At 39.4% G+C, this 12,881-nt stretch carries 10 protein-coding genes; 9 read left to right on the top strand and 1 reads right to left on the bottom strand.

Annotated elements, in window-relative coordinates; translation table 11 throughout:
* Window positions 1–90 precede the first annotated feature (90 nt).
* The 5 genes from J3U74_RS11460 to J3U74_RS11440 all read left to right on the top strand — a co-directional run bounded on the left by J3U74_RS11460 (window position 91) and on the right by J3U74_RS11440 (window position 7,865).
* On the top strand, window positions 91–1,401 hold the full coding sequence (locus J3U74_RS11460) for an NCS2 family permease (protein WP_220218318.1): 1,311 nt from the start codon (window positions 91–93) through the stop codon (window positions 1,399–1,401).
* Between the two features lie 332 nt (window positions 1,402–1,733).
* A complete protein-coding gene (gene xylA, locus J3U74_RS11455; RefSeq protein ID WP_267329182.1) occupies window positions 1,734–3,053 on the top strand; it encodes a xylose isomerase in 1,320 nt (439 codons plus the stop codon).
* Between the two features lie 76 nt (window positions 3,054–3,129).
* Entirely contained in the window at window positions 3,130–4,587 is a 1,458-nt protein-coding gene (gene xylB / locus J3U74_RS11450) for a xylulokinase (protein WP_267329181.1), read from the top strand.
* A 377-nt stretch (window positions 4,588–4,964) separates the two neighbouring features.
* On the top strand, window positions 4,965–6,611 hold the full coding sequence (locus J3U74_RS11445) for a family 43 glycosylhydrolase (protein WP_267329180.1): 1,647 nt from the start codon (window positions 4,965–4,967) through the stop codon (window positions 6,609–6,611).
* 18 nt (window positions 6,612–6,629) lie between these two features.
* Window positions 6,630–7,865 (top strand): MFS transporter, encoded by a 1,236-nt coding sequence (locus tag J3U74_RS11440; protein WP_267329179.1) that lies wholly within the window; start codon window positions 6,630–6,632, stop codon window positions 7,863–7,865.
* 75 nt (window positions 7,866–7,940) lie between these two features.
* On the opposite strand, the gene J3U74_RS11435 is transcribed toward J3U74_RS11440, so the two are convergent.
* Entirely contained in the window at window positions 7,941–9,134 is a 1,194-nt protein-coding gene (locus J3U74_RS11435) for a XylR family transcriptional regulator (RefSeq protein WP_267329195.1), read from the bottom strand.
* A 435-nt stretch (window positions 9,135–9,569) separates the two neighbouring features.
* Here J3U74_RS11435 and rpsL point away from each other — a divergent pair, with 435 nt between their 5' ends.
* The 4 genes from rpsL to J3U74_RS11415 form a co-directional block, all read left to right on the top strand.
* A complete protein-coding gene (gene rpsL, locus J3U74_RS11430; RefSeq protein ID WP_034883792.1) occupies window positions 9,570–9,944 on the top strand; it encodes a 30S ribosomal protein S12 in 375 nt (124 codons plus the stop codon).
* A gap of 100 nt (window positions 9,945–10,044) precedes the next feature.
* Window positions 10,045–10,515, top strand: coding sequence for a 30S ribosomal protein S7 (gene rpsG, locus J3U74_RS11425; RefSeq protein WP_034883788.1), 471 nt, complete (start codon window positions 10,045–10,047; stop codon window positions 10,513–10,515).
* Between the two features lie 109 nt (window positions 10,516–10,624).
* Window positions 10,625–12,727, top strand: coding sequence for an elongation factor G (gene fusA, locus J3U74_RS11420; RefSeq protein ID WP_220218323.1), 2,103 nt, complete (start codon window positions 10,625–10,627; stop codon window positions 12,725–12,727).
* A gap of 69 nt (window positions 12,728–12,796) precedes the next feature.
* The coding region (locus J3U74_RS11415) for a GTP-binding protein (RefSeq protein WP_010312103.1) at window positions 12,797–12,881 on the top strand (85 nt) is incomplete at its 3' end.

Raw genomic sequence — 12,881 nt, 5'->3', positions numbered from 1 at the left:
CTATTTTTATCTGTCACTGATGCGGGTAAAAATAACAGCAACATATTAGATAAACAATCATTCTTAATAACCAAAATTGGGCCTTAACTTATGAATTCAATATTCGAAAAAATATTTCAATTGAAAGAAAAGAAAACCACCATTGGTACCGAAATTATTGCTGGATGCACCACCTTCCTTACTATGGTCTATATTATCTTTGTCAATCCTTCCATTTTATCGGCAACCGGCATGGATACCTCAGCCGTATTTGTGTTAACTTGTGTTGTTACTGCGTTTGCAACCATTTTAATGGGCTTATTTGCAAACTTACCTATCGCATTAGCACCGGCTATGGGGCTTAATGTATTTTTTGCCTATGGTATTTGTGGCGCAATGGGCTACTCATGGCAAGTTGGTATGGGGGCAATCTTTTGGGGATCGTTAGTCTTTTTTGCATTATCGTTATTTAAAGTGCGCCATTGGCTAATTGAGCATATTCCGCAATGTTTACGAGTCGGTATCAGTGCAGGTATCGGACTATTTATTGCGTTTATGGGCTTTCAAAATATGGGCATTGTAGTTAGCTCGCCTGCAACACTCTTAACCTTAGGTAATATTTTATCGCTAAAAGTATTACTTGGTTCATTAGGCTTTTTCATCATTATTATTTTAGCCGCTCGCAACTTTCATGCTGCCGTGCTAATTTCAATCTTTGTAGTCACACTATTGGCACTTTGGCTTGACCCTAATATCACCTATCAAGGCATTGCTTCAGTACCACCTAGTGTTACCAGTGTTGTTGGTCATGTCGATCTGGCCGGTTCCCTAAATGTGGGCATTATGGGCGTTATCTTTTCAATAATGATTGTCAGCTTATTTGATTCATCCGGCACAATTTTGGCACTCACCGATAAAGCAGGTATTTGTGATGAAAAAGGGCGTTTTCCTAAAATGCGTCAAGCGTTATTAATCGATAGTTTCAGCTCGTCACTTGGCGGACTATTTGGTACCTCTTCAGTTTTAACCTACATTGAAAGCTCTGCAGGTATTTCAGTTGGTGGTCGCACCGGTTTAACCGCTGTGGTTGTGGGCATTTTATTTTTAATGATGACATTCCTATCGCCATTAGCTCACTTAGTACCAAGTTACGCTACTTCTGGCGCCCTGATATTTGTCGGTATTTTAATGGTATCAAGTTTGGTTAAAGTTAACTGGTCAGATTTAACCGATGCGACACCGGCTTTTATTACTGCTTTAATGATGCCGTTTGCCTTTGCTATCACCGAAGGTGTGGCGCTCGGTTTTATCTCTTATGTGGTATTAAAAACCTTCACCGGTAAATTTAAAGAGTTAAACCTATGTGTCATTATTTTTGCCGTGTTATTTGCACTGAAATTTATTTTTATTGATCACCATTAATGGCTGAATACTACTTCTACCGTGCTCAGCGGTAGAGGTGGTTTTTGTCTGATTGCCAATTTATTTTCCGCTATTTAAATTATCTTCATCATGCCATAACAAGGCTCTGCACTCATCAGCTCATCTCCAATTCCAATAATTCACCAATAGAGTTTGATCTACATCACAAAAACCAAAAAACATAAAAATAGTACAAAATTTAATAATTGTTGTTGCGTTAAAAATTCATGCATATTGATGACAGCACTTAAGCCATTGATAGTCTATCTAAAAATGGATTTAAAGAAATAACGATTAATCAACCACTTATTAACCAAATTTAGAGGTAAATTATGAGTCATTATTACGACAAAATAGAACGCATCAACTACGAAGGCACACAAACAGACAATCCTTTTGCATTCAGGCACTATAATCCCAACCAAATCATTTTGGGTAAAACCATGGCGGAACATCTACGCTTATCAATTTGTTATTGGCACACTTTTTGTTGGGCTGGGACAGATATGTTTGGTTCAGGCGCATTTCACTATCCATGGCAAACTGGCTCAGATCCATTAGCTAATGCAAAAGCGAAAGCCGATATAGCCTTTGAGTTCTTTTATAAAATGAATGTGCCTTTTTATGCTTTTCATGATGTTGATGTCGCACCCGAAGGCAATTCAATCCAAGAATATATCAATAATTTATCAATCATGACTGATATTTTACTGGCTAAACAGCAACAAACCGGCGTTAACTTACTTTGGGGCACCGCCAACTGCTTTACCAATCCTAAATATGCTGCCGGCGCCGCCACCAATCCGGATCCGCAAGTATTTGCCTGTGCAGCGACACAAGTTGTCCACGCCATGAATGCAACACATCAATTAGGTGGGCAAAATTATGTCCTTTGGGGCGGACGTGAAGGATACGAAACACTGTTAAATACTGATCTGAGAAAAGAGCGTGAACAGCTTGGCAAGTTTATGCAACTGGTGGTTGAAAACAAATATAAAATCGGTTTTAAAGGCGCGTTACTTATTGAGCCAAAACCGCAAGAGCCAACCAAACATCAATATGATTATGATGTCACAACCATTTATGGCTTTTTAAAACAATTTGGCTTAGAAAAAGAGATTAAAGTTAATATCGAAGCTAACCATGCAACACTAGCTGGTCACTCATTCCAACATGAAGTTGCTTCTGCTATCGCACTTGATATCTTTGGCTCACTTGATGCTAACCGAGGCGATCCGCAACTAGGTTGGGATACTGATCAATTCCCAAATAGTGTAGAAGAAAATAGCCTTGTCATGTACGAAATTCTCAAAAGTGGCGGTTTTAAAACCGGTGGACTTAACTTTGATGCCAAAATTCGTCGTCAAAGTGTTGATAAATATGATGTATTTTACGGGCATATTGGCGCAATCGATACCATGGCATTATCATTGAAGTGCGCAGCGAAAATAATAGAAGATAACGTTCTTGAGCAAAAAGTCACGCAACGATATGCCGCTTGGGAAGAAAACTTAGGTCAACAAATCCTACAAGGCAAGATGACGCTACAAGACATTGCGCAGTATAGTTTAGCCAATAATCTGCAACCAAAACCTTGCAGTGGTGAACAAGAGAAGTTAGAAAATCGAGTTAATCGATTAATCTTTGGCTAAGCTAATTGTTGGTTGTAAACTAATCAGGTTAACGGTATCGTTAACCTTGGTAGTCAGCAGTAAAATGGAGAAGAGTATGTATATTGGTATTGATTTAGGCACTTCGGGTGTCAAAGTGATTTTAATGGATGAACAACAACATATTGTCACAACATTAACCAAACCACTCACCGTGTCCCGCCCACATCCATTATGGTCAGAGCAAGATCCGGAGCAGTGGTGGCAAGCAACCGATACGGCAATGCGTGAGCTTAGTGAGCAACATAATTTACAATCGGTAAAAGCCATAGGTTTAAGTGGTCAAATGCATGGTGCGGTATTACTCAATCAGCAATCACAAGTATTAAGACCTGCAATACTTTGGAATGACGGACGCTGTGATATTCAGTGCCACCAACTAGAACAACAGGTGCCCACTTCCCGCCAAATTACCGGTAATTTAATGATGGCAGGTTTTACCGCCCCTAAAATTAAATGGGTACAACAGCATGAACCGGACATCTTTGCTCAGATCGATAAAGTATTGCTCCCTAAAGATTATTTGCGTTTTAAAATAACCAATCAATTTGCTTCAGATATGTCCGATTCAGCCGGGACAATGTGGCTTGATGTAAGAAAGCGTGATTGGAATGATGAACTACTAAAAGCCTGTGGCTTAACACGACACCATATGCCAACGCTATTTGAAGGCAATCAGATCACCGGTTATGTGACCGATGAAATCGCTAAACGTTGGGGCATTAATCAGATTGCGGTGATTGCTGGCGGTGGTGATAACGCAGCCGGTGCGGTTGGGGTAGGTTTACATCAATCGGGGCAAGCGATGCTCTCATTGGGTACTTCAGGCGTCTATTTTGCCGTGACCGATCAGTTTATTAGCAACCCCGAGCAAGCCATTCACAGTTTTTGCCATGCCTTACCCAACCGCTGGCACCTAATGTCGGTAATGTTGAGCTGTGCTTCTTGCCTCGATTGGGCGTGTCAGTTACTGGACATTGAAGATGTCCCAACCTTACTGACTCTAATTGAAGCGCAACCGATCGATGACAAACCTTCGGTCTATTTTTTACCGTATTTATCCGGTGAAAGAACACCTCACAATAATCCCGAAGCTAAAGGTGTATTTTTTGGCTTAACTTATCAACACAACAAAGTCGATCTGGCAAAAGCGGTATTACTGGGGGTTAGCTATGCCCTTGCCGACGGCATCGATGCAGTTCATCAAACTGGCGTCACACCCGATAAAATTTTGGTCATTGGTGGCGGAGCGCGCAGCCGTTATTGGCGACAATTGCTGAGCGATGTTTCTGGTTATCGCATTGAATATTGTGAAGGTAGCGAAGTGGGTCCGGCGTTAGGGGCAGCAAAACTGGCGCAAATCGCTTGTCATCCCAATACGGCGATAAGCGAACTGCTTGCACCATTGCCAATTGTTCAAACGCATCAGCCCGATAGCAATCTCTACCAATATTATCAGCAACAACGCACTACTTTTAGAGATATTTATCAGCAACTTAAACCATTGATGTCATAATTATGACTTGCAGAATACCCTGTTAGGGTGTTCTGCACCTGTTACCCTGCCTTTTTTGCTTTCTTTGCCTTCTTAACGATATTAAACAATTTATCACTATTTATCTTTATTTATCTTTGGCTTTCTAAAAATAACACGCATTAGCCAATAGATGACTTGTTAGGCTAACCCCTTTTTTTCTAATTATGTTAATTGAATAGGAAAATTTTATTACTCAGAGTGTGACACATATCTCATTAATAAGATTTCATAAATTTGAAATCAAATTTGATAATAACAATACAGGCATAGATAAATTATATTGGACTAAACAACCTTAAAACTTATTTTTTTGATAAGTATTTTTATCCATAATCTAACATTAAGAGAAAATAAAAATGCCTAAAATAAAAAATCCGGTGATACCGGGCATGTCTCCTGATCCGTCAATCATTCGTGTTAACGATACTTACTATATCGCCTCATCCACTTTTCATTGGAATCCAATCATTCAAATTTTTCAATCAAAAGACCTCGCTAATTGGCAACTCATTGATTATGTATTTAAACATGGTGAGGTCAATTTATCCGGAACAAATACCCCCGCCGGTGTCTGGGCGCCGCATTTATCTTATGATTCGATAAATAAAAAATTTTGGCTAATATACTCGCATATGAAAAACATGGCAGGGCGAGAGTTTAATGCTGATACTTATGCCATTTGCGCTGAGGATATTAAAGGGCCTTGGTCAGCGCCAATTTATCTTACCTCTATCGGATTCGATCCGGCGCTGTTTCATGATGATGACGGTAAACATTATTTAACTATTTTAGAGTGGGAAACCCGACAAGGTTATCAAGCACCAGGGCATATTGTTATTGCTCAAGTCGATCTTGCTGAAGGAAAGCTCGTCAGCCCGTGGCATCGATTAACGCAAGGTTTTACAACTCGAGGTTGCGCTGAAGCGCCGCAGATTTATAAAAGGCTTGATAACTATTATTTGATAATAGCCGCCGGTGGTACGGGCTATGCGCACGGTATTGAAATCGGTCGAGCTAAAGATATTTATGGTCCTTATCAGCCCCACCCGTCCGGTGAGCCGATTGTCACCTCCTCACCTAATCATCTATTTTCATTAGGCGATCCCGATGCCGGCCATTTTGAAATGTTCAATCCTAATTCACTGATGCAAAAAGCTGGACACGGCTCACTTGTTGAGAGCCAAAACGGCGATTGGTATATTGCTCATCTGATGTCCAGACCAATAAAAGACACACTACTCAATCCGCTTGGTCGAGAAACCTCAATCCAAAAAATGCAGTGGACTGATGACGGTTGGATTGTCATGGCAGACGGCTCTAATTTAGCCAAAATGGAATTTGATTCTGCCCTACCACTTGAGGACGAAATAAGTCATGACGTGATTGACGAGTTCGATCATGGCTATCAATTGGCGTTTATGACGCCTTATCAACATCAATCCAGCCAATGGGTGAATACCCATGAACGCCATAGTCATTTGCGAATTTATGGACAAAACTCGCTATTTTCTCAAGTGACGCCGTCGATTATGGCAACTCGGGCCACTTCGTTTGATTATTACGTTCAAACTAAAGTTGAATTCCACCCGGAACACTACTCACAAACCGCCGGTGTTGGTCTTTATTATGACTCAAATAATTGGCTCTATTTACATTTAACTTATAGTGAACATCTCAAGACCCCGGTTTTAACCCTACTACAAGCAAAACTGGGGACCAGAATCGAATATGTCAATCACCGTATTGCTATCCCAAACGGAGTTGTGGAGCTGAAATTATCCTACCAACATGGCAAGGTTGCGCTACTTTACCGACTCGATGACGTATGGATACCAATTATGCAAGCGCTTGATGTCCTTTATTTATCGGATGAAGGCGTCAATGGCGAACCGGGGGAAATAGGTGGATTTACCGGCTTATTTAATTTTATTGCAGCTGTCGATAGCTACCAACATCAATCTTATGCCGATTTTGATTATTACTACGTGATCAACAATGGTTAATATTTTAGGTAAAGTATTATGAAAACAACAATTCCATTAACTCGACTTATTCCCGGACTAATTATCGGCCCGGCATCGTGGTTAGGTCCCTATATTGCCGCATCAAGTCTCTTTTTACCGGCGCTAATTCAACAAATTGATGAAAACAGTAAGTTCCAATTATTAGCGCTATTTTCTTCTAGTGGTATGATAGCTGCGGCGATGTCAAATATGCTTGCAGGCTATTTATCGGATCGAACACGCTCCAAATTCGGTAATCGCTCACCTTGGATTGTAGCCGGCGCTGTCGCCTTTATGTTATCCATGATATTAGCTTCAATGGCCAACAGTATTCCTTTTTTGTTGTGTAGTTGGTTACTCGGCCAAGTTGCTTTAAACTTTATTGTTGCTCCTATGGTAGCCTGGATAGACTTTGCCGCTGAAGAGAGAAAAGGCACGGCCTCGAGCGCTTATGGCGGACTAGGTATGGCGTTAGGTAACAACGGTTTTACAATACTTGCTGCGATGTTTCTAGGCAACTTTCGATTTGGCTTTATCGTTTTTGGTATTATTACATTCATTGGCGTATTACTGTCGGTATTGATTGTAAAAGAGCCTTCAAACCTTAACCAAACGAGGGAAAACAAATTATCCAAAAGCGATAAAAAATTCCAAGATACATTGGATATCTTTCCCAAATGGGAAATCGGGCGAGACTATTATTTGGCATTAATTGGGAAACTTTTTCAAGGCATCAGTAACTTTACTATCATCGGTTGCATACTGTTTATTTTGACCGATTTTATACAATGCAATCCATCTGAAACAGAAAATGCCATCCAGCTCCTTAATTTAATTATGTTAATTTTTGGCATTTTAATGGGATTTATTGCCGGTCCAATCTGCGATAAATTAAAAGTGCTCAAACTACCGGTTGGGTTATCTACCCTCTTATTAGGCATTGGTGCATTAAGCTTATTGCTAAGCCCAAATCAAATAGGCGTGTTAATTTATGCATTTTCCGCAGGAATCGGCATGGGAATATGGAATTCACTCGACAATTTATTGAATTTACAAGTCATCCCCGATAAGAATCAAGTAGCCTTTTTTTTAGGGTTCTATAATCTCGGTAACACAATAACTCAAGCAATTGCACCAATTATTACCGCATATGTGATCCTTTTTTGGGGCTTTTCAGCTATTTTTATTGTCTCTTTTGTGTTTGCCATGATTGGCGGCACGGCCATACTTTTAATTCGTTCAGTTGACAAATAAACGCATCAAAAAGGAAAAGGAAAAATATTATTTAAGCTTTTTCCTTTTTGTTTATGTTACCTATTATTCATGACGTTAAAGTGGCGCCGACTTAAGTGTGGTAAATTGCCGTCTAAAATCTTTAGGGGTCATACCATAACGTTTCTTAAACAGAAAATAGAAATACTGAACTGACGGATAACCACATTGCTGAGAAATGGTTTGAATGGATAAGGATGACTCAAGCAGAAGGTATTTAGCCTGATTAAATTTTTCTTCATGAATAACGGCATGAATGGTTTTACCTAATGACGATTTAAATCGGATTTCCAAATTGGAGCGTGATATCTGCATCTGAGAGATCACTTGCTCAACTTTAATTCCCTTACAGGCATGATCTCGAATATAGTGAATGGCTTGAATAACATAGGGATCTTGAATCGAGCGATAATCTGTCGAACGTCTGGCAATCACTTTTTTAGGTGCTATAAGTAAAGGACAAACCGGCACGTTACCTTTCATAAAGCGTTTTTGGAGCAAGTTTGCCGCATTAAATCCCATCTCTTCCGTACCTTGCTTAACGGTCGATAACGATACCATTGATAAATCATTGATGACTTCCTCATTATCAATACCAATTAGACATAACTCTTCCGGTATTTTTATGCCTGCTCTATCACACGCCTGTAAAATATGGTGTGCTCTGGCATCATTGACGGCAATAATACCGGTATTGATCGGCAAAGAGAGCAACCATTTAGAGAGCTTATCTAAGCCTTCTTGCCAATTATCAAGCGAAGTAGACATGCCTTGATAAATAAATCCTTCATAGCCCTTTTGGGCTAAAATTTGCTTAAAAATGTTTTCTCGCACCCCAGCCCAACGACAATATCGGTTAGAAGGTAAACCGTAAAAAGCAAATTGACTAATCCCCTTAGCGCACAAGTGATTAAATGCACTTTCAATAATGGCAAAATTATCAGCAGCAACATAAGGCACATTAGGATAGCTCGATGTACCATGATAAGAGCTACCCACCCCAATTATTGGAATTTGAACATGTTTAAGCAAATCGGCAATATCCGGATCATCAAAATTAGCAATAATCCCATCGCAGTCAAAACGAAAAGAGGTGGTCGTGTCATAACGCAGCGTTTCAGAGATATAAATATTCCAATGAATATGATGTGACTTTAAAAAATCACCAATACCTTTTAAGATTTGACGATCGTAAATATTATTAGCATTAAATAACAATACAACTTTATAAGGTTCATTTTTTACATTCATCACAATTACGCACAACATTTATCCACTAACCAGTATCATATTACCGTTTTTTTTGATAAAAATTTAGCTTAAATTTCTAACGTTTGTCTCCTCCTATCTTAATGACCATTACCCTATGCCTAAGCTACATTGTTACTCAATATTTGCTTAGGCAATCTACGGCATTGGATAATCATTGGGATAAAAGTGATACATAAAACCTCAGCAATAACTTATCAATAAAAGATAAACTTTGTTTAATAAGATGATGCTTGATAACCAAAAATAGTTTAATTAAATAACATAATGAACTTGTGGTAATACTTGACATTATGCCTGTTGAGGTCTAGAATCTTGCGACCCAAAACTTATATCCATAGGCTTTGGGCTACAGTTATTAATTACGTATCTAAAAAGCAATTTTTAAATTTATTTTAATTAATCAGGAGCTTATTAATGGCAACAATTAATCAGCTGGTACGCAAACCAAGAGCGCTAAAGGAAGCGAAAAGTAACGTTCCTGCCCTTGAAGCATGCCCGCAAAAACGCGGTGTTTGTACACGTGTTTACACTACTACACCGAAAAAACCAAACTCAGCATTACGTAAAGTATGCCGTGTACGTTTAACCAACGGTTTTGAAGTAACTTCTTATATCGGTGGTGAAGGTCATAACTTACAAGAACATAGCGTGATTTTAATCCGCGGTGGTCGTGTTAAAGATTTACCTGGTGTTCGTTATCACACTGTTCGTGGTGCATTAGACTGCGCAGGTGTTAAAGATCGCAAACAAAGCCGTTCTAAATACGGTGTGAAACGACCTAAAGCTTAATGGAACTCCGTTAAGTAAGGCCAAACTATAATAATTCCATTTAACTCATTTGAGTTTTGGGTAAACCTGAAAATTTATAACATATAAACGGAGTATTCCAATGCCACGTCGTCATGTTGTCGGTCAAAGAAAAATTTTACCTGATCCGAAATTCGGTTCAGATTTACTGGCGAAATTTGTAAATATTTTAATGATAGATGGTAAAAAATCTATCGCAGAATCAATCGTATATTCAGCTCTTGATAAATTAGCTGAGCGTAGTGGAAAAGACCACTTAGCAGCTTTCGAAGTTGCACTAGATAACGTAAGACCAACTGTAGAAGTTAAGTCTCGTCGCGTTGGTGGTTCTACATACCAAGTTCCTGTTGAAGTGCGTCCAGTTCGTCGTAATGCACTTGCAATGCGTTGGATTGTAGATGCAGCACGTAAACGTGGCGATAAATCAATGGCTTTACGCCTAGCGAATGAACTTATGGATGCTTTTGAAAACAAAGGTACCGCTGTGAAAAAACGCGAAGATGTTCATCGTATGGCTGAAGCTAATAGAGCGTTTGCACACTATCGTTGGTAATCTTTCCACTGCTATTAAGTGGCTTGAAATTAGACTGACAGCACATATCTACTGTCAGTCAACCTAAATGATATTTTATTAAGCAAACGATTCTAAATAGAGGATTAATATGGCTCGTACAACCCCTATAGCACGCTACCGTAATATCGGTATCAGTGCACATATTGACGCAGGTAAAACAACAACTACCGAACGTATTTTGTTTTATACTGGTGTAAGTCACAAAATTGGTGAGGTTCATGATGGCGCAGCTACCATGGACTGGATGGAACAAGAACAAGAACGTGGTATTACTATCACTTCAGCAGCGACAACTGCATTCTGGTCAGGTATGGGACAACAATTTGAACCACACCGTATCAATATCATCGACACCCCGGGACACGTTGACTTTACAATCGAAGTTGAACGTTCTATGCGTGTTTTAGATGGTGCAGTAATGGTTTACTGTGCAGTTGGTGGTGTTCAACCTCAATCAGAAACAGTATGGCGTCAAGCAAACAAATATAAAGTTCCACGTATCGCATTTGTAAACAAAATGGACCGTATGGGTGCTAACTTCTTACGTGTAGTTGATCAAATCAAAACCCGTTTAGCAGCTGTGCCAGTTCCTTTAGTTCTACCAATCGGTGCTGAAGAAGCATTTACCGGTGTTGTTGATTTACTTAAACGTAAAGCAATTAACTGGAATGATGCTGATCAAGGCGTAACATTTACTTATGAAGATGTACCAGCAGACATGGTTGAGCAAGTCGAAGAATGGCGTGCAAACTTAATGGAAGCTGCTGCAGAAGCTAACGAAGAGTTAATGGAAAAATACCTTGGTGGTGAAGAGTTAACTGAAGAAGAAGTTAAATTAGCATTACGTGAACGTGTACTTGCTAATGAAATCATCTTAGTAACTTGTGGTAGTGCCTTTAAAAACAAAGGTGTTCAATTTATGCTTGATGCGGTAATTGAATATTTACCAGCACCAACTGATGTACCAGCAATTAAAGGTGAACTAGCAGACGGTGAACCAGCTGAGCGTCACTCTAGTGATGATGAACCATTCTCATCATTAGCGTTTAAAATCGCCACTGACCCATTTGTTGGTAACTTAACCTTCTTCCGTGTTTACTCGGGTGTGGTTAATTCTGGTGATACTGTTCTTAACTCTGTTAAAGACAAAAAAGAGCGTTTTGGTCGTATCGTTCAGATGCATGCTAATAAACGTGAAGAAATTAAAGAAGTTCGTGCCGGCGACATCGCTGCTGCAATCGGTCTTAAAGATGTAACGACTGGTGATACACTTTGTGCTGAAAGCGCACCAATCATTCTTGAAAGAATGGAGTTCCCTGAACCAGTTATCTCTGTTGCAGTTGAACCTAAAACTAAAGCTGACCAAGAAAAAATGGGTCTTGCTTTAGGTCGTTTAGCACAAGAAGATCCTTCATTCCGTGTTCACACTGATGAAGAATCTGGACAAACTATTATTTCTGGTATGGGTGAGCTTCACTTAGAAATCATCGTTGACCGTATGAAACGTGAATTTAAAGTAGAAGCAAATGTTGGTAAACCACAAGTAGCATACCGTGAAACAATTCGCAACGAAGTTGAACAAGAAGGTAAATTTGTTCGTCAGTCTGGTGGTCGTGGTCAATATGGTCATGTATGGTTAAAAATCAAACCATTGGAAGCTGGTGGCGAAGGTTACAAATTCAACAATGAAATTGTTGGTGGTGTAGTTCCTAAAGAATACATCCCGGCAGTTGATAAAGGCTGTCAAGAACAAATGAAAAACGGTGTTCTTGCTGGTTACCCAATTGTTGATGTTGAAGTCACTATCTTTGATGGTTCTTACCATGATGTTGACTCATCAGAAATGGCATTTAAAATTGCCGGTTCAATGGCATTTAAAGAAGGCTTTATGAAAGCTAAACCTGTGCTTTTAGAACCGATTATGAAAGTAGAAGTTGAAACCCCTGAAGATTATATGGGTGATGTTATCGGTGACTTAAACCGTCGTCGCGGTATGATCGAAGGTATGGAAGATACTGCAACTGGTAAAACAGTTAAAGCACAAGTTCCACTTTCTGAAATGTTTGGTTATGCAACAGACCTACGTTCTCAAACACAAGGTCGTGCTTCTTACTCAATGGAGTTCTTGAAGTACAATGAAGCACCAACAAATATTGCAACAGCAATTATTGAAGCTCGTAAAGCGAAATAATTTTTACATAAATAAAGTAACACTTCCCTTTTAAGATAAAGGGAAGTGATTTAATAAAGGAACATTAAGATGTCTAAAGAAAAATTTGAACGTACAAAACCCCACGTTAACGTTGGTACAATCGGCCACGTTGACCACGGTAAAACAACTTTAA

The sequence above is a fragment of the Gilliamella sp. B3892 genome (genome assembly GCF_026536305.1).
Classification (GTDB): domain Bacteria; phylum Pseudomonadota; class Gammaproteobacteria; order Enterobacterales; family Orbaceae; genus Gilliamella.
The sequence above is the reverse complement of the archived record's forward strand: the minus strand, read 5'-3'. Positions and strand labels throughout refer to the sequence as shown.